This window comes from Salmonella sp. SAL04213, assembly GCF_046550535.1.
GTDB classification, from domain to species: domain Bacteria; phylum Pseudomonadota; class Gammaproteobacteria; order Enterobacterales; family Enterobacteriaceae; genus Salmonella; species Salmonella enterica.
The window spans coordinates 419,214-441,238 of the sequence record NZ_JBGDXS010000002.1 but is presented as its reverse complement, the minus strand read 5'-3'; the positions used below and the strand labels follow the sequence as shown (position 1 = coordinate 441,238).

The 22,025-nt window shown below is 51.5% G+C and carries 23 protein-coding genes and 1 riboswitch; of the genes, 10 read left to right on the top strand and 13 right to left on the bottom strand.

Annotation, left to right across the window (positions count from 1 at the left end; translation table 11 throughout):
* Position 1 precedes the first annotated feature (1 nt).
* From ACLJPQ_RS07015 to ACLJPQ_RS07005, 3 genes are all read left to right on the top strand, one after another.
* Positions 2-580 (top strand): CoA pyrophosphatase, encoded by a 579-nt coding sequence (locus tag ACLJPQ_RS07015; protein WP_000381544.1) that lies wholly within the window; start codon positions 2-4, stop codon positions 578-580.
* 263 nt (positions 581-843) lie between these two features.
* Positions 844-2,208 (top strand): L-serine ammonia-lyase, encoded by a 1,365-nt coding sequence (gene sdaA, locus ACLJPQ_RS07010; RefSeq protein WP_080185028.1) that lies wholly within the window; start codon positions 844-846, stop codon positions 2,206-2,208.
* Between the two features lie 137 nt (positions 2,209-2,345).
* The gene (locus tag ACLJPQ_RS07005; protein ID WP_001192519.1) at positions 2,346-3,947 is read left to right on the top strand and encodes an EAL domain-containing protein; all 1,602 of its coding nucleotides are present in this window, start codon (positions 2,346-2,348) and stop codon (positions 3,945-3,947) included.
* Between the two features lie 21 nt (positions 3,948-3,968).
* Here the strand turns inward: ACLJPQ_RS07005 and yoaE are convergent, their stop codons facing one another.
* Positions 3,969-5,528 (bottom strand): CNNM family cation transport protein YoaE, encoded by a 1,560-nt coding sequence (gene yoaE, locus ACLJPQ_RS07000; protein WP_000421815.1) that lies wholly within the window; start codon positions 5,526-5,528, stop codon positions 3,969-3,971.
* Entirely contained in the window at positions 5,516-5,683 is a 168-nt protein-coding gene (locus ACLJPQ_RS06995; RefSeq protein ID WP_370739650.1) for a protein YoaL, read from the bottom strand. Before ACLJPQ_RS06995 ends, yoaE begins: the two co-directional genes overlap by 13 nt.
* 317 nt (positions 5,684-6,000) lie before the next feature.
* Between ACLJPQ_RS06995 and manX the strand changes: the two genes are divergently transcribed.
* From manX to mntP, 5 genes are all read left to right on the top strand, one after another.
* Positions 6,001-6,969 (top strand): PTS mannose transporter subunit IIAB, encoded by a 969-nt coding sequence (gene manX / locus ACLJPQ_RS06990; protein ID WP_000150523.1) that lies wholly within the window; start codon positions 6,001-6,003, stop codon positions 6,967-6,969.
* Positions 6,970-7,021: 52 nt separating this feature from the next.
* Complete coding sequence (gene manY / locus ACLJPQ_RS06985) at positions 7,022-7,822, top strand: PTS mannose transporter subunit IIC (RefSeq protein WP_000406918.1); 801 nt, start codon at positions 7,022-7,024, stop codon at positions 7,820-7,822.
* 12 nt (positions 7,823-7,834) lie between these two features.
* Complete coding sequence (locus tag ACLJPQ_RS06980) at positions 7,835-8,686, top strand: PTS mannose transporter subunit IID (protein ID WP_001518647.1); 852 nt, start codon at positions 7,835-7,837, stop codon at positions 8,684-8,686.
* A gap of 58 nt (positions 8,687-8,744) precedes the next feature.
* Entirely contained in the window at positions 8,745-9,203 is a 459-nt protein-coding gene (locus ACLJPQ_RS06975) for a DUF986 family protein (protein WP_000156280.1), read from the top strand.
* Positions 9,204-9,399: 196 nt separating this feature from the next.
* Positions 9,400-9,501: riboswitch (yybP-ykoY riboswitch) on the top strand.
* Between the two features lie 111 nt (positions 9,502-9,612).
* Positions 9,613-10,179 carry a manganese efflux pump MntP gene (gene mntP / locus ACLJPQ_RS06970; protein WP_001518359.1) on the top strand — a complete coding sequence of 189 codons (567 nt, stop codon included), beginning with the start codon at positions 9,613-9,615 and terminating at the stop codon, positions 10,177-10,179.
* On the opposite strand, the gene rlmA is transcribed toward mntP, so the two are convergent.
* The 6 genes from rlmA to mgrB form a co-directional block, all read right to left on the bottom strand.
* Positions 10,176-10,985 carry a 23S rRNA (guanine(745)-N(1))-methyltransferase gene (gene rlmA, locus ACLJPQ_RS06965; protein ID WP_020898844.1) on the bottom strand — a complete coding sequence of 270 codons (810 nt, stop codon included), beginning with the start codon at positions 10,983-10,985 and terminating at the stop codon, positions 10,176-10,178. The two genes, mntP and rlmA, sit on opposite strands and share 4 nt — an antisense overlap.
* Before the next feature lie 65 nt (positions 10,986-11,050).
* Entirely contained in the window at positions 11,051-12,796 is a 1,746-nt protein-coding gene (gene ftsI, locus ACLJPQ_RS06960; protein ID WP_000730322.1) for a peptidoglycan glycosyltransferase FtsI, read from the bottom strand.
* A gap of 219 nt (positions 12,797-13,015) precedes the next feature.
* Positions 13,016-13,225, bottom strand: a complete 210-nt coding sequence (gene cspE / locus ACLJPQ_RS06955) for a transcription antiterminator/RNA stability regulator CspE (RefSeq protein WP_001062678.1) — start codon at positions 13,223-13,225, stop codon at positions 13,016-13,018.
* A gap of 12 nt (positions 13,226-13,237) precedes the next feature.
* Positions 13,238-13,381, bottom strand: coding sequence for a DUF2627 domain-containing protein (locus tag ACLJPQ_RS06950; protein ID WP_001537930.1), 144 nt, complete (start codon positions 13,379-13,381; stop codon positions 13,238-13,240).
* Positions 13,382-14,029: 648 nt separating this feature from the next.
* Complete coding sequence (locus tag ACLJPQ_RS06945) at positions 14,030-14,317, bottom strand: YebO family protein (RefSeq protein ID WP_001000660.1); 288 nt, start codon at positions 14,315-14,317, stop codon at positions 14,030-14,032.
* Between the two features lie 70 nt (positions 14,318-14,387).
* A complete protein-coding gene (gene mgrB / locus ACLJPQ_RS06940; RefSeq protein WP_000714547.1) occupies positions 14,388-14,531 on the bottom strand; it encodes a PhoP/PhoQ regulator MgrB in 144 nt (47 codons plus the stop codon).
* Positions 14,532-14,688: 157 nt separating this feature from the next.
* On the opposite strand from mgrB, the gene yobH reads away from it, so the two are divergent.
* Positions 14,689-14,928: an invasion protein YobH gene (gene yobH, locus ACLJPQ_RS06935; RefSeq protein WP_001236777.1), complete on the top strand. Its 240-nt coding sequence runs from the start codon at positions 14,689-14,691 to the stop codon at positions 14,926-14,928.
* 211 nt (positions 14,929-15,139) lie between these two features.
* Here yobH and kdgR read toward each other — a convergent pair whose 3' ends face one another.
* A complete protein-coding gene (kdgR, locus tag ACLJPQ_RS06930) occupies positions 15,140-15,931 on the bottom strand; it encodes a DNA-binding transcriptional regulator KdgR (RefSeq protein ID WP_001262196.1) in 792 nt (263 codons plus the stop codon).
* A gap of 175 nt (positions 15,932-16,106) precedes the next feature.
* Here kdgR and ACLJPQ_RS06925 point away from each other — a divergent pair, with 175 nt between their 5' ends.
* Positions 16,107-17,480, top strand: a complete 1,374-nt coding sequence (locus tag ACLJPQ_RS06925) for an MFS transporter (protein ID WP_000416139.1) — start codon at positions 16,107-16,109, stop codon at positions 17,478-17,480.
* 47 nt (positions 17,481-17,527) lie between these two features.
* On the opposite strand, the gene htpX is transcribed toward ACLJPQ_RS06925, so the two are convergent.
* The 4 genes from htpX to ACLJPQ_RS06905 form a co-directional block, all read right to left on the bottom strand.
* On the bottom strand, positions 17,528-18,409 hold the full coding sequence (htpX, locus tag ACLJPQ_RS06920) for a protease HtpX (RefSeq protein WP_000984498.1): 882 nt from the start codon (positions 18,407-18,409) through the stop codon (positions 17,528-17,530).
* Positions 18,410-18,602: 193 nt separating this feature from the next.
* Positions 18,603-20,651 carry a carboxy terminal-processing peptidase gene (gene prc, locus ACLJPQ_RS06915; protein WP_001091237.1) on the bottom strand — a complete coding sequence of 683 codons (2,049 nt, stop codon included), beginning with the start codon at positions 20,649-20,651 and terminating at the stop codon, positions 18,603-18,605.
* Between the two features lie 19 nt (positions 20,652-20,670).
* Positions 20,671-21,357 (bottom strand): RNA chaperone ProQ, encoded by a 687-nt coding sequence (proQ, locus tag ACLJPQ_RS06910; protein WP_080185029.1) that lies wholly within the window; start codon positions 21,355-21,357, stop codon positions 20,671-20,673.
* A gap of 97 nt (positions 21,358-21,454) precedes the next feature.
* Complete coding sequence (locus tag ACLJPQ_RS06905) at positions 21,455-21,952, bottom strand: GAF domain-containing protein (RefSeq protein WP_001518229.1); 498 nt, start codon at positions 21,950-21,952, stop codon at positions 21,455-21,457.
* Positions 21,953-22,025: the final 73 nt, after the last annotated feature.

Here is a 22,025-nt window from a genome sequence, read left to right as displayed (position 1 = left end):
CGTGGATACCAGCCGTCTGACGCTCGATCATTTCTTATCGCGCTTTCAGCTTTTGCGCCCGCAGATGACTCATGAAACGTTGAACCAACGTCAGGCCGCCGTACTGATCCCTGTGGTTCGCCGCCCCCAGCCGGGGCTGCTGTTGACCCAGCGGGCTATTCATTTGCGCAAACACGCCGGACAGGTCGCCTTTCCCGGCGGGGCCGTGGACAGTACCGATGCTTCGCTTATCGCCGCAGCGCTTCGCGAAGCGCAGGAGGAAGTCGCCATCCCGCCGCAAGCCGTGGAAGTGATTGGCGTTTTACCGCCGGTAGACAGCGTGACCGGTTTTCAGGTCACCCCGGTGGTCGGCATTATTCCGCCAAATCTCCCCTGGCGCGCCAGTGAAGATGAAGTGTCTGCGGTGTTTGAAATGCCGCTGGCGCAAGCGTTGCAACTGGGTCGATATCATCCGCTTGATGTTTACCGTCGCGGCAATTCGCACCGCGTATGGCTCTCCTGGTATGAGCATTATTTCGTCTGGGGCATGACCGCAAACATTCTTCGTGAGCTGGCGCTGCAAATCGGCGTAAAGCCCTGACTGTACACAACGCCATTCACGTTGCCTCAAGGCGGTAACAATCGCCTCCCCCAAAGAGGCAGCCTGAAGGGCAACGTGTATATACTTAACTTTACGCGCGCAAGACACGACTTGAGATTACTGTCGCAATATTAGTAAAAACGCGGTTATTCATTAGTTTAATTCATGTGAATAGTTAAGCTGATGCCAGCGTTCCCTCTTACACTATGCGCAGTTATAACATCGTAACCGGAAGCCCCGGTTGCCCTGTCAGGAGTATTATCGTGATTAGCCTATTCGACATGTTTAAGGTAGGGATTGGTCCCTCCTCTTCCCACACTGTTGGCCCGATGAAGGCCGGTAAACAGTTCGTCGATGACCTGGTCGAAAAAGGATTACTGGATAACGTTACCCGCGTCGCTGTCGATGTCTACGGCTCGCTGTCGCTGACGGGGAAAGGTCACCATACCGATATCGCCATTATTATGGGTCTGGCGGGTAATGAACCCGCTACCGTGGATATTGATAGTATCCACGGTTTTATTCGCGACGTCGAAACGCGCGAGCGTCTGTTACTGGCCCAGGGACGTCACGAAGTCGACTTCCCGAAAGATGACGGAATGCGTTTTCACAACGGCAATTTGCCGCTGCATGAAAACGGGATGCAGATCCACGCCTGGCATGACGACACGGTCATTTATAGCAAGACGTACTATTCCATCGGCGGCGGCTTTATCGTTGATGAAGCGCATTTCGGCCAGGAAGCGACGAATGAGGTTACTGTACCTTATCCGTTTAAATCGGCGAAAGAAATGCTGGAGTATTGCAACAGCACCGGCCTTTCACTCTCCGGCATGGTGATGCAAAACGAACTGGCGCTGCATAGCAAGAAAGAGATTGAAGAGTATTTCGGTCACGTCTGGCAAACCATGCAGGCTTGTATTGATCGCGGTATGAATACCGAAGGCGTTCTGCCGGGGCCGCTGCGCGTACCGCGTCGCGCCTCTGCGCTGCGTCGTATGCTGGTTTCCAGCGATAAGCTTTCCAGCGATCCGATGAACGTCATTGACTGGGTGAACATGTTTGCTCTGGCGGTGAACGAAGAGAACGCCGCAGGCGGTCGCGTCGTGACGGCGCCAACCAACGGCGCGTGCGGCATCGTTCCTGCTGTACTGGCTTACTACGACCATTTTATTGAGTCTGTCAGCCCGGATATTTACACCCGCTACTTCCTGGCGGCAGGCGCTATTGGCGCGCTGTATAAGATGAACGCGTCTATTTCCGGCGCGGAAGTCGGCTGTCAGGGTGAAGTCGGGGTCGCCTGTTCGATGGCGGCGGCAGGCCTTGCTGAACTGTTGGGCGCCAGCCCGGAACAGGTTTGCGTTGCCGCTGAAATCGGCATGGAGCATAACCTGGGGCTGACCTGCGACCCGGTTGCCGGTCAGGTGCAGGTGCCGTGTATCGAGCGTAACGCCATTGCTTCGGTTAAAGCGATTAACGCTGCGCGTATGGCCATGCGTCGAACCAGCGCGCCGCGCGTCTCGTTGGATAAAGTCATCGAAACGATGTACGAGACCGGAAAAGACATGAACGCAAAATACCGCGAAACGTCGCGCGGCGGGTTGGCTATTAAAGTCCAGTGTGATTAAACGCCGTTTCCCCTCCCTTCGCCCATCTGCTACGGATGGGCGAAATTTTTATCTCTTCCTCGTCGACTCCACGTTTCCCCACTACACTTGCTGTGTCGCGGTTGGCTTTTGTCGCCAACGCTTATTGGGCGGCCCGCATGCAAACAGCACAACGGATCATCAATCATTATCGCCGTAATCGTTTCATTGTTTGCACGATTTGTGCACTGGTCACGCTTATTCTTACGCTGAGCATCCGATTTATTTCGGAGCGGAACTTAAATCACCATCGCACGGTTGCATTCGCGAATCATGCCGTTGATGCGCTGGATAATGTGCTGCATCCTCTCCTGGTCGGACGAAACATACTGCTACCCTTACTTGAGCTTCCGTGCGCGACCGCGCATTTGCCGTTGCGTAAGCAAGCCGCCCGCCTGCAAACCATTCGTTCTATCGGGCTGGTAAAAGAGGGAATTCTCTACTGCTCAAGCATTTTTGGCGCCCGTAATACTCCCATACGCCAGCTTCAGCCCGATCTTCCCGCAGCTGGCGATCTGCTGCTACTTTCCACGGACCAATCGTTACTCAAGGGAAGCCCGATCCTCATTCAGTGGTATCCCGCCTCTGCCGATGGCCAGGATGGCGTGATGGAAATTGTGAATATTGACTTGCTGGCGACTATGCTACTTGAGCCGCAGCAGCCGCAAATTACCAGCGCCAGCCTGACGGTCGGCAAACGGCACCTATTATATGGTCGGGGCGTGGTCGATACTCTTCCAGAATTAAAAAAAGATGAAGAGCGTTACCAGCTTTCATCGCGGCATTTCCCTTTTACTATCAGCGTCAGCGGGCCGTCGGCAGGCGTACTGGCGTTCAAACATCTCCCGACACAGTTACCGCTGGCCGTATTGCTTAGCCTGTTGATCGGTTATATCGCCTGGCTGGCAACGGCCAGCAGAATGAGCTTTTCCTGGGAGATTAATCTGGCCCTTGCCGAACGGGAGTTTGAGCTATTTTGTCAGCCGTTGCTTAATGCCCGCACGCAGCAGTGTACCGGCGTTGAGATCCTGTTACGCTGGAACAACCCGCGTCAGGGCTGGATCTCACCGGATGTTTTTATTCCTATCGCCGAGGAGCATAACCTGATAGCGCCGCTGACCCGCTATGTGATTGCGGAAACCATTCGGCAGCGGCACTACTTCCCCATCAACCATCAGTTTCATATCGGCATCAATGTGGCGGCAAGCCATTTCCGACACGGCGTGCTTCTCAAGGATCTTAATCAGTACTGGTTTAGTGCGGAACCTGTTCAGCAACTGGTGCTGGAGCTCACGGAACGCGACGCGTTGCTTGACGTTGATTACCGCCTGATGCGCGAGCTGCATCGTAAAGGCGTGAAGTTAGCCATCGATGATTTTGGCACAGGAAACAGCTCGCTCTCCTGGCTGGAAAAACTGCGGCCGGATATTTTGAAAATCGATAAATCCTTCACCGCCGCCATCGGTACCGATGCGGTCAATTCAACGGTGACCGATATTATTATCGCGCTGGGGCAAAGACTGAATATTGAACTGGTGGCGGAAGGGGTCGAAAACCAGACGCAGGCACAGCATTTGCGCCAGCATGGCGTGCAAATGTTACAGGGCTATCTCTATGCGAAGCCGATGCCCATTAGCGAATTTCCACAGTGGCTGGCGGGCAGCGCGCCGCCGCCCGCCCGGCATAACGGACAGATTATGTCCGCGATGCCGCATCTATAGACTTGATTCCTGCGTGTGACGTTATTCCTCTTCGTCGTGGGCAGGCTGTTCTTTAACAATCCGAACCAGATCGACACGGTAGTCGTTGGCCTCGACAATGGTGATCCGCAGTGGCGGAACATCAATGACATCGCCTACACGAGGAATATGGCCATTAGCGGCGATCACTAACCCCGCGACCGTCGCAATATCGCCCTCTTCGTTCACCAGATGGTCAACTTCCAGCGCCTGCTGTAGCGCATGGAGATCGGTGCCGCCCTTCACTATCCAGCCCTCGGCATCGGCAACGATTTCCGGCGTTTCATCGGCATCCGGGAACTCACCGGCAATCGCTTCCAGCACATCCAGCGGCGTAACCAGCCCCTGCACCACGCCGAACTCGTTAGTGACGATAACGAAACTGCCGCGCGCGCGACGCAAAACGCCTAACAGATTGATAGGATCAAGCGTTTCCGGCACCACTATCGCCGGAGAAGATGCGGCGATAGCCGCAACGTCCGCGCCCTCTTCCAGCGCCACCAGCAACTCTTTCGCCCGAACGATACCGATAATTTCATCCAGCTCGCCCCGACATACCGGGAACAGGCTATGCGGAGAAGAGAGTAACTGCTGACGGATTTCAGCTACGCTGAGATTCGCATCCACCCAACTAATTTCGCCTCGCGGCGTCATAATGCCGCGCAGGGAGCGCGACGCCAGAGTCAGTACGCCGTTAATCATGTAGCGTTCTTCTTCGGCGAAGGCGCCTTCCGACACCGATATCGCGGCCGGGCTATCCGTCTCATGTTGCGTACTTGCCTGACGTTTACCGCCCATCAGACGCAGGATAGCGTCCGCAGTACGCGCGCGCAGCGGCAACGTGGACTGATGACGAATAAAGTTGCGGCGCGCAATCTGGTTAAACACCTCGATAACGATCGAGAAACCAATTGCCGCGTACAGGTAGCCTTTCGGAATATGGAAACCGAACCCTTCCGCCACCAGGCTCAAGCCGATCATCAGCAGGAAACTCAGACAGAGCACCACCACCGTCGGATGCTGGTTGACAAAACGGGTCAGCGGTTTTGACGCCAGTAGCATCACCGCCATCGCAATCACCACCGCCGCCATCATAACCGGCAGATGGTTTACCATACCTACCGCCGTAATCACGGCGTCCAGCGAGAAGACCGCATCCAGGATGACAATCTGCGTGACTACCACCCAGAAGCTCGCATAGCCTTTACCGTGTCCGGTGTCATGCTCGCGGTTTTCCAGACGTTCATGCAGCTCGGTGGTCGCTTTAAACAGCAGGAATATACCGCCCAGCAGCATAATTAAATCGCGGCCGGAGAAGGTAAAATCCCAGACGGTAAAGAGCGGCTTTGTTAAGGTCACCAGCCACGAAATAATGGACAGCAGCGCCAGACGCATAATCAGCGCCAGCGAGAGCCCGATAAGACGCGCTTTGTCACGCTGCTTTGGCGGCAATTTATCGGCGAGGATCGCGATAAAGACCAGGTTATCGATACCCAGGACAATTTCCAGGACGACGAGCGTGAGTAAACCCACCCAAATTGAGGGATCCATTAATAATTCCATGACAAGCTCCTGCTTAAGGAATGACTAAACGGCGCCCACAACATCTCAAAGGATGCAGGCGGTAACGCAATAAACAAAGTAAGGCTATGGCAAGATATGCCAGATTGACAGGCGCAAAACGGCCAAAGAGTGAAATGACGTCGGTGACGATCCATACAACGGGCTGCTGCCCTATACCCCATTCTAATTAAACGGAAGCTAAACATAACAGAGACAACTGGTTTTTGGCAAAGATTTACCTTCCTTTGCAAAGAGATGTAACCGGGATATTTTACACTTCGAAATTTCTCATTATCGAAAACAAAATTACGGATCTCCATCACACAAAATATTTTTTTCGATATCTAAAATAATTCACGAAAATCATGCGTTTTTCGTTGTAACCCTCATCTGAATCGATTCGCTTGCGGACGGCGATTCAAAAAATACATCTGTCAAGTTGATGTGTTGACAATAATAAAGGAGGTAGCAAGTGACCATTGCTATTGTTATAGGCACACATGGTTGGGCTGCAGAGCAGTTACTTAAAACAGCCGAAATGCTGTTAGGCGAGCAGGAAAACGTCGGCTGGATCGATTTCGTTCCAGGCGAAAATGCCGAAACGCTGATCGAAAAGTACAACGCTCAGTTGGCTAAACTCGATACCAGTAAAGGCGTGCTATTTCTCGTTGATACATGGGGAGGCAGCCCGTTTAATGCTGCCAGCCGCATTGTCGTCGATAAAGAGCGCTATGAAGTTATTGCCGGCGTCAACATCCCGATGCTGGTCGAAACGTTTATGGCTCGTGACGACGATCCGAGCTTTGACGAGCTGGTCGCACTGGCGGTAGAAACTGGTCGTGAAGGCGTAAAAGCGCTGAAAGCGAAACCGGTAGAAAAAGCCGCGCCAGCGCCAGTCGCCGCCGCGCCAAAAGCGGCCACGCCAGCAAAACCGATGGGCCCGAATGATTATATGGTTATCGGGCTTGCCCGTATTGATGACCGCCTCATTCACGGTCAGGTCGCTACCCGCTGGACCAAAGAGACCAATGTCAGCCGTATTATTGTTGTGAGCGATGAAGTGGCGGCGGATACCGTACGTAAAACGCTGCTGACGCAAGTTGCGCCGCCGGGCGTTACGGCGCATGTGGTTGACGTCGCGAAGATGATTCGCGTCTACAATAACCCGAAATACGCCGGTGAACGCGTGATGCTTCTGTTTACCAATCCTACCGACGTCGAGCGCATCGTTGAGGGCGGCGTGAAAGTCACTTCCGTGAACATTGGCGGTATGGCCTATCGTCAAGGTAAAACGCAGGTGAACAACGCCGTTTCCGTCGATGAAAAGGATATCGAAGCCTTTAAAAAGCTCAACGAGCGCGGCATCGAGCTTGAGGTGCGTAAAGTTTCCACCGATCCGAAACTGAAAATGATGGATTTAATTGCCAAAGTGGCGAAATAACCGCCGGCATTTAATTAGCTTTCACACTTAAGATAGCAATAGGAGAAGTACAATGGAGATTACCACTCTTCAGATTGTGCTGGTGTTCATCGTCGCATGTATCGCGGGTATGGAGTCGGTACTTGATGAATTTCAGTTCCACCGTCCGCTGATCGCCTGTACCTTAATCGGCGCCGTTTTGGGGGACATGAAAACCGGTATTATCATCGGCGGTACTCTGGAAATGATCGCTCTGGGCTGGATGAACATCGGTGCTGCCGTTGCGCCTGATGCCGCACTGGCGTCCATCATCTCTACCGTTCTGGTCATCGCCGGGCATCAAAGCATTGGCGCCGGTATCGCGCTGGCGATTCCGCTGGCGGCGGCAGGCCAGGTACTGACCATTATCGTACGTACCATCACCGTGGCATTCCAGCACGCGGCGGACAAGGCGGCTGAAAACGGCAACCTGACGGCGCTCTCCTGGCTGCACGTTTCTTCTCTGTTCCTGCAGGCAATGCGTATCGCTATCCCGGCGGTTATCGTTGCCATCTCCGTAGGCACCAGCGAAGTACAGGGAATGCTGAATGCGATTCCTGAAGTCGTCACAGGCGGTCTGAACATCGCCGGCGGCATGATCGTCGTGGTTGGTTATGCGATGGTTATCAACATGATGCGCGCAGGCTACCTGATGCCGTTCTTCTACCTCGGTTTCGTCACCGCGGCTTTCACAAACTTCAACCTGGTCGCACTGGGTGTCATCGGCGCAGTGATGGCTATTCTTTACATCCAGCTGAGCCCGAAATACAACCGTGTAGCGGGCGCGCCTGCAGCGGCTGCTGGCAATAACGATCTCGATAACGAACTGGACTAACAGGTGAGCGAAATGGTTGATATGACTAAAACTACCACCGAGAAAAAACTCACTCCGAGCGATATTCGCGGCGTATTTCTTCGTTCTAACCTGTTCCAGGGGTCATGGAACTTCGAACGTATGCAAGCGCTGGGCTTCTGCTTCTCTATGGTGCCGGCTATTCGTCGCCTGTATCCGGAGAATAATGACGCGCGTAAACAGGCGATTAAGCGTCACCTGGAGTTCTTTAACACTCATCCTTACGTTGCGGCGCCGGTACTGGGCGTGACCCTGGCAATGGAAGAAAAGCGTGCGAACGGCGCAGAGATTGACGATGGCGCTATCAACGGTATCAAAGTCGGTCTGATGGGACCGCTGGCAGGCGTCGGCGACCCTATCTTCTGGGGTACCGTCCGTCCGGTATTCGCGGCGCTGGGCGCAGGTATTGCAATGAGCGGCAGCCTGCTTGGTCCGCTGCTGTTTTTCATCCTGTTTAACCTGGTGCGTCTGGCGACCCGTTATTATGGCGTGGCTTATGGCTACCGCAAAGGCGTCGATATCGTTAAAGATATGGGCGGCGGCTTCCTGCAAAAACTGACTGAGGGGGCGTCAATCCTCGGCCTGTTTGTCATGGGGGCATTGGTTAACAAGTGGACGCATGTGAATATCCCGCTGGTGGTCTCCACCATCACCGGTCAGGATGGTCAGACACGCGTTACCACCGTGCAAACCATTCTCGACCAGCTGATGCCGGGTCTGGTTCCGCTACTGTTGACCTTTGCCTGTATGTGGCTGCTGCGTAAGAAAGTTAACCCGCTGTGGATTATCGTGGGCTTCTTCGTCATCGGTATCGCCGGCTACTCCGTAGGGCTGCTGGGCCAGTAAGGCTGTTGTACACTACCGGGGCCAAACGGCCCCGTTTTTTTATTTCTCTGGAGGATAAATGACTATCACGGACCTGGTGCTGATTCTCTTTATTGCCGCATTATTGGCTTACGCTCTCTACGATCAGTTCATCATGCCCCGTCGCAATGGCCCCACTCTGCTTTCTATAGCCCTGCTCCGCCGTGGTCGCGTAGACAGCGTTATCTTCGTTGGGCTGGTCGCCATCCTTATTTATAACAACGTAACCAGCCACGGAGCGCAGATGACCACATGGTTATTAAGTGCGCTGGCGTTAATGGGGTTTTATATATTCTGGATCCGCACGCCACGGATCATCTTTAAACAACGTGGCTTTTTCTTCGCCAATGTCTGGATAGAATATAACCGTATTAAAGAGATGAATTTATCGGAAGACGGCGTACTGGTGATGCAATTAGAACAACGACGCTTGCTTATCCGTGTACGCAATATCGACGATCTGGAAAAAATATATAAACTTCTTATTGAAAATCAATAATCTAAGATATAGCCTCAACTATGTTTTTCGAATTTTATTTCGAATCATAATATAGCTAAGGCTATATTTTCTATTGACCAATTGTTATTTAATTTAACGTTTTATTGATGAACAAATCTAAATGAAAATCGTTTTCAATTAGAAGGAAAATAATATTTTATCGCTGTTGTTTTATATTCTAAAAATATGTTAATGTTGCGCCGTCAATTGGGGAGTAGCCGATTTCCAGACTCCGGAAATGTACGCGTCAACATACTCGTTGCAAAACGTGGCGCGTACGGACCAGCCGCCGCTGGTCAGGCGAGACCATAGGCGCATCAACTGCTGTGTATTTCGTCACAGAATGGCGACATGCATGTTTGCTGGGGGCAGTGATGTGTTTAATGGATACCCCGGTCAGGACGTTGTCATGCACTTTACTGCTACTGTTCTTCTCGCTTTCGGCATGTCGATGGATGCTTTCGCGGCATCAATTGGCAAAGGCGCCACCCTACATAAACCCAAATTCTCAGAAGCGTTGCGTACCGGCCTTATCTTTGGCGCGGTTGAAACGCTGACCCCGTTAATCGGCTGGGGGCTGGGGATATTGGCGAGTAAATTCGTTCTGGAATGGAACCACTGGATAGCCTTTGTTCTGCTGATCTTTCTGGGCGGACGCATGATCATCGAAGGTATCCGCGGCGGTAGTGATGAAGACGAAACACCGTTACGCCGCCACAGCTTTTGGCTATTAGTCACGACGGCTATCGCGACCAGCCTCGATGCGATGGCGGTTGGCGTCGGTCTGGCGTTTTTGCAGGTAAACATCATCGCTACCGCATTAGCTATCGGTTGCGCCACGCTTATCATGTCCACCCTCGGAATGATGATCGGTCGCTTTATCGGCCCAATGCTGGGTAAGCGTGCTGAAATTCTCGGCGGGGTCGTACTGATAGGAATTGGCGTCCAGATCCTCTGGACGCATTTTCACGGTTAACGGTTACGCTGCCAGAGATGAAGGTTGAAATCCGTCTGGCAGCTAAGTCCGGCGCTGGCGGCCAGTTGTTCCCACACTTCTGGCCTAGCGCGCCAGGCAAATGGCGTCATTTGCAACAGTGCTACAGCCGCTTCGGCGGTAAGCTGCATGTGATAAGCAAGGCGGGTACTCTGCTGCAATGTGAACCCGTCGAGCTGCTCGGTATACGGCGCATGTAAACGCACCTCATCATAAATAAGCCCTTTTAGTTCCATCAGATGATGCGGCCCCGGCGTGGCGGTAACGACCCAACCACCAGGTTTCACCACGCGCGCTAATTCCTGCGCCTTACACGGGGCGTAGATTCTGATCACCGCATCCATTGACGCATCGGCAAAGGGCAATCGATGGCTTGACGCCACACAAAACTTCACCTGCGAATAGCGCTTCGCTGCCGCTTTGATCGCCGTTTTAGCAACGTCCAGTCCAAACGTGGTGACTCCCGGCAACGCCTCGGCAAAAGCATGAGTGTAATACCCCTCGCCGCAGCCGATATCCAGAATCGCCGTGGCCGACTGTTCCAGCCGCTCGCGCAACAGGTTAATCACGGCATCGCGCAGCGGCTGATAATGGCCCGCATCAAGAAACGCTCTCCTCGCCTGCATCATTTCGGCGCTGTCGCCCGGATCGCGCGAACGTTTATGCTGTACCGGCAGCAGATTGATGTAGCCCTCTTTCGCCACATCAAACTGATGGCGCTGTGGACATATAACGCTGTTATTAATCTGCGTAAGCGGCTGATGGCAAAGCGGACAGGTAAACGACATGACAACTCCGGACTGGGGCGCTAAAGGGCGCAAGTGTAACGCGAATTGCGCCCCGGGAAAATCCTTTACGAGCCCGGAACCGCAACGTGGCTGCCATGCATCACCAGAAGGTGATCTGAATCGGCTGGCATACCGTCTGGCTCAACATTTTCCAGCCGCAGCACATCGCCCATGATCTGGCTGAATACGGGCGCAGATACCGCGCCGCCATAATAAGCCCCATTTTGTGGATTATTAATCACCACCACCAGCGCAAACCTGGGGTTACTTGCCGGCGCGACGCCTGCGGTATATGCCACATACTTATCGACGTATTTACCATCATCGCCAATTTTTTTCGCCGTCCCGGTTTTGACCGCAATACGGTAGTCTCTTACTGCGGCTTTTGTTCCGCCGCCGCCAGGCAACGCGACGCTCTCCATCATATGTTCCACCTCGTGCACCAGTTCTTCCGGCATTACTCGCGTGCCGATCACGGGTGGATCAACTTTGGTGATCGATAACGGACGGTAGATACCAAAGCTGCCAATCGTGGCATAAACATGCGCCAGTTGCAGCGGCGTCACCATTAATCCATAGCCAAAAGCGAAGGTAGCGCGATCTAAATCACTCCAGTAACGGCGTTTCGGTAATAACCCGCTGCTCTCTCCGGTGAGACCCAGTCCGGTAGGCACGCCGAAACCAAAGCTTTTATAAGTATCCATTAATTTCTGCACCGGCATCGCCAGAGAAAGGTGAGAAACGCCGGTATCGCTGGATTTTTGCAAAATGCCGGTTAATGTCAGTTCCGGATAGTAACCGACGTCGCGGATACGGTGTCCATCGAGAGTAAAAGGATGGGTATCGATAACGCTGTCCGGCTGCACGATGCCCTGCTGTAACGCAGTCATAATGACCAATGGCTTCACAGTAGAACCGGGTTCGAAAGTGTCGCTAATCGCGCGGTTACGAAAATCGTCCAACTGCGCGCCTTCACGGTTGTTCGGGTTGAAATCCGGATAGCTCGCCATCGAGAGAATTTCACCCGTTGGGATGTTAATCAATACGGCAGCGCCGGATTCCGCTTTGTTCCAGATGACGGCGTTATCCAGCGCATCTTCGGTAACCGTTTGCAGACGTTCATCAATGCTAAGCTGAAGTTCATGAGCAGGAACCGGATTCACTTCCGTAATGTTCTCAATAACGTGACCAAATTTATCTTTACGCACCAGTCGGGAGCCCGGTTTTCCCGTCAGTTGCGCGTTAAAGCTTTTTTCAATACCTTCTATTCCCTGCCCGTCGATATTGGTAAAGCCGATCAAATTGGCCGCTACGTGTCCGGCAGGGTAAAAACGGCGCGACTCTTCCCGCAGGTTAATACCCGGTAGATTCAGTTTATCTATCCATTCGGCTTGCTGGGGTGAAACCTGGCGCGCAAGGTAGATAAAACGGCCTGCCGGGTTACTGTTTACCCGTTCCGCAAGCGTACTGAGAGACAGATGTAAGGCGCTGGCCAGCGCCTGCCAGCGCTCATTGTAGCCAACGCCGCCTTTGCTTATGATAGTCTTCGGATCAGCCCAGACAGCATTAACCGGAACGCTCACCGCTAAGGGTCGCCCTTCTCTGTCGGTGATCATGCCGCGTGGAGAGGCCGTGGTCACTTCACGAAGCGAGCGCATATCTTCTTGTTTCACCAGTTTCGACGGCGTAACAATTTGCAACCATGCCACCCGCCCTAACAACAATGCCATGCTGAGCAGAATGGCAGTGCAAAGTAGTGCAAAACGTATGGGCGTAAAATTACGGGTATCGCCGTCGCTTTTCTTTTTCACCTGATCTCCAGCCGAATCATTTTTCAGGTGATTGATTTAACGGGAAACGGACGGAAAAACCAGAAAAAACAATGCTAATAACATCGCGCCTTTGCAACAAATCGCTAACGAGAGCGCATCCAGACACATTTTGAAGGATATTGAATTAAAAAGCCCCGCTTTTAGCGAGGCTTTATATCTGAGGCTGACGCGACAAACGCATCAAATCAGTGGTGTCGATCAGATAGCTGTTACGTTAACAGCAGCCGGACCTTTCTGGCCGTCCTGAATTTCGAACTCAACGTTCTGGCCTTCAGCCAGAGTTTTGAAACCATTGCCCTGGATAGCGGAGAAGTGTACGAACACATCTTTGCTGCCGTCAGCCGGAGTAATGAAGCCAAAACCTTTGGATTCGTTGAACCACTTAACTTGACCTTTAATCTTTGCCATTTGCAAAATTCCTTAGAGTGTTTTCTTTGCCCGTAGGCATAACATAGATAAAACTGAGACATTACTGCTTGAGGCACTAATATAAGGTTCGGCAGAGAAGCGGTATTCAACGTCAACGTGTTTACTCAGGACTTCTTTACTGAAAATGCCACACATAAACAGAACTGTACCTCGTTTAACCCAAAGCCTGTTATCACATACAACGTTAATTATGGCAAGCCATTTTTAAACGTGTCTCGATCCGTCGCACAAATTACGAGAACCTTCACAAATTGACAGCAAGTTTATGCAACAAAATTGCGAAAGATATATCCTCACGCGCTGACGGACTCCTGACAACGTCACTGCTGAAAAGCCATTTTTCTACCATAGCTCAATAACTTCGCTTCTTCCAGTGCATCAAATCACATTTAAAAGCTGTATTTTTCATATCACTTTTTATGCTGAGTTATGCATAAATTGTCACAATGATAAAAAACACCTTTTAATCAAAATAATAGAAAAGAAAAGCGATTTTCGACACCGCTTTTTGTGATGTTCTGCGTCTTTACAGAATGCCTTAAAATAATGAACAAACAATGACAATCCATAAAGAGAGAGAAACGTTTCGCTTTTAATAGAGAATGAGCGGTATCACAAAAATGCCATATGTCCATTTGTTATACATATAAAACTATGTTGCATATAAAGCCATATATTATGTAAGGTGTTGATGCTGTAGTATCAGTTGCAAACGGCAACGCGGAGAGATCCGACGGGGAAATGGGGCGTATGGCACTGGCGCCATTTGCGCCCCGGTAAGCATTATCGTTCTGCAACCAGACGAATGATGTCCTCATCCTCTTTCGGTTCGCTTGCCGCTGTTGCGGGTTCCGCTTCTTTTTCTGGTTCGTTTGCTTCGCAAAGGCGGCGTAACAACGCGTTTTGCCGCTTCTGTTGATCCAACAACGCTTCGAGCAATTCTATCTGCTCGTTGGCACGGGAACTTGCCCGGTTGACAAAGAACCAGAGCGCCAGCCCCACCACCAGAACCACCATTGATACTATTAAAGATGCAAGAGAAAACGCACCAGAGTTTAAAACGTCGTTCATTTCACCACCTCAATGTAGAGACGTCATTCTACCACTGCTACACGGGAAGGAAATCTCTGGTGTAAAACGTTTACCAGGGAATAAATTTATTGATGGCGCAAATACCGCTGAAAAATTGTACATCCTGATCGCACATGATATTAAACACCTGCGCCCACAGCAACAGGCATACTACCACCACGATGCCGAGAACGACCCATCGAAATTTTTTCACTCCACTCTCCGATCTTACATCTTATGTCGCTAAATTATCATGAGTTACTTAAACCAGGAGTAACTGTAGCGGCATTATATGTTTTTAGGAATGATTCACTTGTTTCAATCAATGTACACGCTACTCTTATTCTAACTAAAAAAGAAAAGAGGTAGTAATGCGTTTGATCATTCGCGCAATTGTATTGTTTGCCCTGGTGTGGATAGGCCTGCTGATGAGCGGCTATGGCATCCTGGTGGGAAGTAAAGTGAACGCTGCGGGGCTGGGTTTACAGTGCCATTACCTGACCGCACGCGGCACCAGCACGGCGCAATATCTCCATACCAACAGCGGCATTATTGGCTTTTCCGACTGTCCCATTTTCAGAAAAATCGCCACCGTGGTGGATAATGGCTAAGCGGCAATAAATAATTTCACAGTGAAACTATCACCAATAATTCCCCTATATTGGCTGTTGTTCATAAGTACTGTTAAATAATATTTTAATAACCGTTAAATAAGCCGACAGATATTATCTACTTTTACGATTTCATCCCACCCGATGTTATAAAAAAAGCAGCTACATTTTTCGTAGCTGCTTTTTTTTAACGTCATGCTAATAACGTTGCTTAGAAGGGATAATCGTTGTAACCCATTTGTTCAGAAATTTTACGCGCGGCGGTGTGTAACATAGCCACATATTCCTGCAGGCGTTCTTCTGAAAAGCGCAGCGTCGGGAACGAAATGCTTAACCCTGCGATGACTACGCCAAAACGGTCAAATACCGGTACGCCGATACAACGTAACCCTTCTTCCTGTTCTTCGTTATCTTCACCGTAGCCTTGCGCACGCACCTCATCCAACAGCGGCAGCAACGCCTCAGTGCTGGTAATCGTGCGTCCAGTGCTTTGCTTATACTCAACGCCGTCGAGAATCTGCTTAACCTCATCACGGTCGCGCCAGGCCAGAAGCACTTTACCGATGGCCGTACTGTACAGCGGATTACGACGCCCAATACGTGAGTACATCCGCAGATTGTACATAGAGTCAATTTTATGGATATAGACAATGCTGTCTTCATCCAGCGCGCCAAGATGGATAGTTTCTTTTGTCAGACGAGACAGTTCACGCATCTGAATGTCCGCACTGCGGATGAGATCAACATTTTGCAAAGCTCGCGCGCCCAGCTCAAACAGCTTTAGCGTCAGAGAGTATTTTTCAGACTCCCCTTCCTGAGCCACGTAGCCCAGCGTTTTCATGGTTTGCAAAAAGCGATAAACGGTGCTTTTCGACATCATGACGCGCTGCGATAGCTCGGTAATCCCTATTTCACGCTCTTCACCCAGCGCCTGCAGAATGCCGAAAACTTTCAGCACAGAAGATACAGAATCAGGCTGCTTATCCAGATCTGCGTTTGCCATTTATCACCTCATTACGAGCGTTTTATAAAATTCAGAACGAGTTTTTATTATAATTTCACGCCAGGTCGCCCGCAATCCATCTTTGCTTACTTCGTTACAAATCTGCGACATAACAACTCAGTATTAATGCTAACATTATTATTCAGCTCATAATTCCCCTTATTACAAAATACTTATGGAAAAAACACGGGCCGATGGCCTGCCCCTCCCGCAGAGATACGGCGCTATCCTGACGATTATTATCGGTATTTCGATGGCGGTTCTGGATGGCGCAATCGCTAATGTCGCACTGCCAACCATTGCGACTGATTTACATGCCTCCCCTGCCAGCTCTATCTGGATTGTCAATGCGTACCAAATCGCCATTGTCGTCTCACTGCTTTCCCTGTCTTTTTTAGGCGACATGTTTGGTTATCGCCGGATCTACAAATGTGGTTTAGTGGTATTTCTGCTTTCATCATTGTTTTGCGCGCTTTCAGACTCGCTGCAGATGCTGACGCTGGCGCGCATCGCGCAGGGATTTGGCGGCGCGGCGCTAATGAGCGTAAACACGGCGCTGATTCGTCTTATCTACCCCCAGCGTCATCTGGGACGAGGCATGGGAATTAACTCTTTTATCGTCGCAGTCTCTTCCGCCGCGGGTCCGACGATCGCCGCAGCGATTTTGTCCATCTCATCATGGAAATGGCTGTTTCTGATTAATGTCCCGTTAGGTATCATCGCGTTAATTCTGGCCATACGCTTTTTACCAGCAAACATCGCCCATGACACTAAGCCGCGCTTTGACTTACCGAGCGCGGTAATGAATGCGCTCACATTTGGCCTGCTGATTACCGCATTGAGCGGCTTTGCCCAGGGACAGTCGCTAACGTTGATTGGCGCAGAGCTGCTCGTTCTGGTCGTGGTCGGGTTTTTCTTCGTGCGCCGCCAGCTTTCTTTGCCCGTCCCTTTGTTACCCATCGACTTGTTACGCATTCCGCTTTTTTCACTCTCGATCGGCACGTCAATTTGCTCGTTCTGCGCGCAAATGTTAGCCATGGTCTCGCTACCTTTTTATCTGCAAACCGTGCTGGGCCGTAGCGAAGTAGAAACCGGCCTGTTATTGACGCCCTGGCCGCTGGCAACGATGGTGATGGCGCCGCTAGCGGGATACCTGATAGAACGTCTTCATGCCGGTTTGCTGGGGGCGCTGGGAATGGTGATAATGGCAGCCGGGTTGTTTGCGCTGGTCATGTTGCCAGCCTCCCCCTCCGATCTGAATATTATCTGGCCGATGATCCTTTGTGGCGCAGGGTTTGGCCTGTTCCAGTCGCCGAATAATCACACCATTATCACTTCCGCGCCGCGTGAGCGCAGCGGTGGCGCCAGCGGGATGCTGGGCACGGCGCGACTGTTAGGCCAAAGTACTGGCGCCGCGCTGGTAGCGCTGATGTTGAACCAGTTTGGCGATAGCGGTACGCATCTTTCGCTGCTTGCGGCGGCGATCCTGGCGACTCTCGCGGCGGTGGTGAGCGGTTTACGTATTACGCAACCACGCGTTCAGGCGTAAAAAAAGCGCGTCATTCGACGCGCTTTTCATACTTGCCAGTGGGCTTATTATTTCAGGTACTCGCCGCTACGCAGCGCTTCAATGCGTTTATCCAGCGGTGGGTGCGTCATAAACAGCTCGCTTAACGATTTCGATTTACCGTTAATACAAAACGCCATCATGCTGGTCGCTTCTTGCGGCTCGTAGCTGGTTTTCAGGCGCTGCAACGCGGCAATCATTTTTTCACGGCCAACCAGCTTCGCCGATCCCGCATCGGCATGAAACTCACGGTAACGGGAGAACCACATGGTGATAATGCTTGCCAGAATACCGAAGACCAGTTCCAGCACTGTCGCAACGGCGAAATAGATTAGCGGATTACCGTTACTTCCTTCGCCTTCATCGCGGTTGCCGCCCAGAAAACCAGCAGCAATTTGCGCGATAATGCGCGAAATAAAGATAACGAAGGTGTTAACCACCCCCTGAATCAACGTCATCGTCACCATATCGCCATTGGCAATATGGCTGATTTCATGCGCAATGACGGCTTCCGCTTCGTCAGGGCTCATGTTTTGCAACAAACCGGTGCTCACAGCGACCAATGAGGCGTCACGGCGTGCGCCCGTCGCAAACGCGTTAATGTCCGGCGCATGGTAGATAGCAACCTGCGGCATGGCGATACCGGCCTGGCGCGCTTGCGTTGCTACGGTGTTCATCAACCAGCGTTCTCTTTCATTGCGAGGCTGTTCAATAACTTCCCCTCCTACGGATTTTAACGCCATCCATTTGGACATCAGCAATGAAATAAAAGAACCGCCAAAACCAAACAGCAGCGCCATGATCAGCAAGCCTTGCACGCTGCTCGACTGTATCCCTGTCAGGCTCAGAACCAGCCCGAAAACGACCATCACGGCCAGGTTCGTCAGCAGGAAGAGCGCGATTCGCATCATAATTTTCTTTTAACCTCAATTTAACAAAGCGCACTATGCGATTACCCACATCGTATGGGTCTTATGGCTATTTTCAAGCATCACCAGGCGGTAAGTCACGAGAAAAACACAACTTTACATTTTGTAGCATTATCCTGACGACTTCTGCGCTTGTTAAAAAAAAACAGGCACAATTTTTTGTGCCTGTTTAGCGTTACTTATTGGCTGCCGCCTGCTCCGCTGGTTTTTCTTTTTCAAGATGCGCCAGGTCCAGAGCAATCTTCACCGTTTCATCAAGGTACGGGTCCGGCTCCTGGTAATCCTTTGGCAGATCGTCCAGTTTCTTCAGCAACGGTTTACCTTCACGTTTAAACCGATCGTTAATACGCGCCAGACGCAGAGCGTCTTCTTCATTGTTCTCTTTCTCACGCTGCGCATAATTCAGAGAGACGATGTTGCGCTTATCCTTCATGGCATTGAAACGTGCGATATCCTTCATGATGTACTGAAACTCAGGATCTTTGGCGATACGCGCGTTGTGTTCTTTCAATAATTCCGGGCCAAACGGGGCCAAATCGTCCGATTTCACGTATTTCGCCGCATCAATGCTATCCCACGGCAAGGCGTTATCTTCAAATTTTTCTCCGGTTTCCGTCTCTTCATTGCCGGTCGGCATGATGATATCCGGCGTGACCCCTTTACGCTGCGTACTACCGCCGTTGACACGGTAAAACTTCTGAATGGTGTACTGCACCGAACCCAGCGCAGGCCATTCCGGGCGAAGCATCTGATCGTAAATTCGGTTTAGCGAACGATATTGCTGTACCGTCCCTTTACCGAAGGTCGGCTCACCGACAATCAGCGCGCGACCATAATCCTGCATCGCGGCAGCGAAGATTTCCGATGCCGAGGCACTGAAACGATCGACCAGCACCACCAGCGGGCCTTTGTAGTAGACCACGCCGTCGGTGTCGCTATCCTCACGCACTTTGCCGTTATTGTCGCGCACCTGAACTATCGGACCAGAAGGGATAAACAGACCGGAAAGCGAAACGGCTTCCGTCAGCGCCCCACCGCCGTTTGAACGCAGATCGATAACGATGCTGTTAACGTTCTGTTTTTCCAGCTTCTGAAGCTGAACTTTGACATCATCGGTCAAGCCAACATAGAAGCCTGGAATATCCAGTACACCAACTTTTTCCTTGCCGACGGTTTTCACCGACATTTTAACCGCGCGATCTTCAAGACGAATCCGTTCACGCGTCAGCGTGATAATACGCGTTTTCGTCCCTTTGCCAGCCGGCAGTATTTCCAGTCGAACCTTGCTGCCTTTTGGCCCTTTGATCAGCGCCACCACATCGTCAAGACGCCAGCCAATGACGTCGACCATCGGTTTTCCGGCTTGCCCTACGCCGACGATACGATCGCCGACGCTAATCGACTTGCTCTTCGCTGCCGGGCCGCCGGCAACCAATGAGTTAATGACAGTATAATCGTCATCCATTTGCAGCACCGCGCCGATACCTTCCAGAGACAGGCTCATTTCGGTATTAAACTGCTCGGTATTGCGGGGAGAAAGATAATTCGTATGCGGGTCGATTTCACGCGCAAAAGCGGTCATCGCCAGCGAGAACACATCTTCACTGTTGGTCTGCGCCAGGCGACGAATAGCGAATTTGTAGCGACGCGTCAGCGTTTCGCGAATTTCTTTGTCGCTCTTGCCGGTGAGTTTCAGACTGAGCTCATCGAATTTCACTTTACCATCCCACAGCGCATTTAGCTCAGCCTCATCTTTCGGCCAGGGCGCTTTACTGCGGTCCAGGTTAAACGTATCGTTTCCGGTGAAATCCATTGGCCGTTCCAGCACTTTTAGCGCGTACTGGTAACGTTCAAACCGGCGCTTTTGCGCCAGGTTATAAAGATCGTAAAAAACATCCAGCTTACCCGTGCGCAGCTCATCGCCCAACACGGTTTTCTTTTTCGCAAACTGCTCGACATCGCTCGCCAACAAAACGTTGTGGCTATAGTCGAGAAGATTCAGATAGCGATCAAAAATCTTTGCCGAAAATGCCTCATCCAGATCGAACTGGCGATAGTGGGAGCGGGTAAAACGCGACGTTACTCGCTCGCTCACCGTCGCATGTTGCGTCTCTTCCTTTAGTACGGGAATTTGATCGGCACGCGTAATATCTTCCACGGCGAAGGACTGGCCTGCTAATGCAAGCAGGCCAGCTAACGCGGTAAGCCTAAAAAAAGTGTTCATGCCAGGCCTGGCCTCCGTTTCAGAACACCAGGTGTTCTGCGCGTACAATCAAAGACATACCCGAATTCAGCTGTACACGGACACCATCTTTGGTGATTTCTAATACGGTGGCATCCATCGCATTATTACCCGCTTTCACCTTGAGGGACTGCCCTACGGTCAATACTGAAATATCAGAAACCGGCGTGTGCTTCTCTTCGCGAGGCGCACGCGGCGCTTTCGTCGTCGGTTTATCAGCGCGAGGTTTACGTTCAGCGCCTTCTTTACGACGCGCTACCGGGCGAGGTTTACGCTCGCGTCGCGGCGCGTCTTCTTTTTCGCCAGCCGCCGCGGCAGCTTCGCGTTTTTTCGCTTGCTGCTCTGCGCGCTGCGCCTGAACACGGGCTTTGGCTTCTTCAAGCTGCTTACGCGCATGTTCGACATGCTGTTCTTCCAGCTCGCCGCACGGATTGCCATCAAGGTCGACGCGCGTTACGCCCGGCTTAACGCCGTACAGGTAACGCCAGCTTGAAGTATAAAGACGTAAAGCGGAACGAAGTTGCGTTTTGCTGAGGTTCATTTCGCCCCCAACTCGCTCTACCAGATCCTGAAAAATACCAATTTTCAGCGGGCGAGCTTCGCCTTCCGCACTAAAACAGTGAGGAAAACGCTCGGCCAGAAACGCGATAACTTCTTTACTGCTATTCAACTTAGGTTGATTTTCCATGAAATTTCCTGATTACAACGGACGTAGCCAACAAGCAGCAGGCATGAACAGGCGTCATTATAATGACGCCATCAGTAATTGCTACGTTATCCGTTGATTATCCTGCGACGCTCGCAAAGAATTTTTTGTAATCCGTCGTTGCAAGCACGGTTTCAAGCTGTGCGACCAGCGTACGCAGGCCGTGTTCATCTTCTTCGGTAAAACGGCCAAACGCCGTGCTATCTATATCCAGCACGCCGATAATCCGTTCGCCAACCGTGACAGGCAGCACAATTTCGGCGTTGCTGGCGGCATCACAGGCAATATGGCCGTCAAACGCATGAACATCATCAATACGTTGAACCTTATTCTGCGCTACCGCTGCGCCGCACACGCCGCGACCAACCGGAATCCGCACACAGGCGATTCGCCCCTGAAACGGCCCCAACACCAGCGTATCGCCTTCGAGGAGATAAAACCCTGCCCAGTTCACCTCGGTAAGACGTTCGAACAGTAGCGCGCTGGTATTCGCCAGCGTGGCCAGAAAGCTGGTTTCACCTGCCATTAACGACTGAAAATCGCGGTTTAACGCCGCGTATAGTTCTGTTTTGCTCATTATATAATCACTTCGTGGTCTTACTCCTAAACACAGGCTATTAAAATAAGCATTAAATGCGTTCTTGCTCAAG

Excerpts from the sequence above, each read along its gene's own strand:
- kdgR (WP_001262196.1), bottom strand. The coding sequence starts at position 15,931 with ATGGCAAACGCAGATCTGGATAAGCAGCCTGATTCTGTATCTTCTGTG.
- yoaE (WP_000421815.1), bottom strand. The coding sequence starts at position 5,528 with ATGGAATTATTAATGGATCCCTCAATTTGGGTGGGTTTACTCACGCTC.
- manY (WP_000406918.1), top strand. The coding sequence starts at position 7,022 with ATGGAGATTACCACTCTTCAGATTGTGCTGGTGTTCATCGTCGCATGT.
- ACLJPQ_RS06905 (WP_001518229.1), bottom strand. The coding sequence starts at position 21,952 with ATGAGCAAAACAGAACTATACGCGGCGTTAAACCGCGATTTTCAGTCG.
- ACLJPQ_RS06925 (WP_000416139.1), top strand. The coding sequence starts at position 16,107 with ATGGAAAAAACACGGGCCGATGGCCTGCCCCTCCCGCAGAGATACGGC.
- ACLJPQ_RS07005 (WP_001192519.1), top strand. The coding sequence starts at position 2,346 with ATGCAAACAGCACAACGGATCATCAATCATTATCGCCGTAATCGTTTC.
- ACLJPQ_RS06975 (WP_000156280.1), top strand. The coding sequence starts at position 8,745 with ATGACTATCACGGACCTGGTGCTGATTCTCTTTATTGCCGCATTATTG.
- yobH (WP_001236777.1), top strand. The coding sequence starts at position 14,689 with ATGCGTTTGATCATTCGCGCAATTGTATTGTTTGCCCTGGTGTGGATA.
- cspE (WP_001062678.1), bottom strand. The coding sequence starts at position 13,225 with ATGGCAAAGATTAAAGGTCAAGTTAAGTGGTTCAACGAATCCAAAGGT.
- ACLJPQ_RS06980 (WP_001518647.1), top strand. The coding sequence starts at position 7,835 with ATGGTTGATATGACTAAAACTACCACCGAGAAAAAACTCACTCCGAGC.
- ACLJPQ_RS06950 (WP_001537930.1), bottom strand. The coding sequence starts at position 13,381 with ATGTGTGGCATTTTCAGTAAAGAAGTCCTGAGTAAACACGTTGACGTT.
- mntP (WP_001518359.1), top strand. The coding sequence starts at position 9,613 with ATGCACTTTACTGCTACTGTTCTTCTCGCTTTCGGCATGTCGATGGAT.
- prc (WP_001091237.1), bottom strand. The coding sequence starts at position 20,651 with ATGAACACTTTTTTTAGGCTTACCGCGTTAGCTGGCCTGCTTGCATTA.
- proQ (WP_080185029.1), bottom strand. The coding sequence starts at position 21,357 with ATGGAAAATCAACCTAAGTTGAATAGCAGTAAAGAAGTTATCGCGTTT.
- ACLJPQ_RS06995 (WP_370739650.1), bottom strand. The coding sequence starts at position 5,683 with ATGGATCGTCACCGACGTCATTTCACTCTTTGGCCGTTTTGCGCCTGT.
- rlmA (WP_020898844.1), bottom strand. The coding sequence starts at position 10,985 with ATGTCGTTTACCTGTCCGCTTTGCCATCAGCCGCTTACGCAGATTAAT.
- htpX (WP_000984498.1), bottom strand. The coding sequence starts at position 18,409 with ATGATGCGAATCGCGCTCTTCCTGCTGACGAACCTGGCCGTGATGGTC.
- ACLJPQ_RS06945 (WP_001000660.1), bottom strand. The coding sequence starts at position 14,317 with ATGAACGACGTTTTAAACTCTGGTGCGTTTTCTCTTGCATCTTTAATA.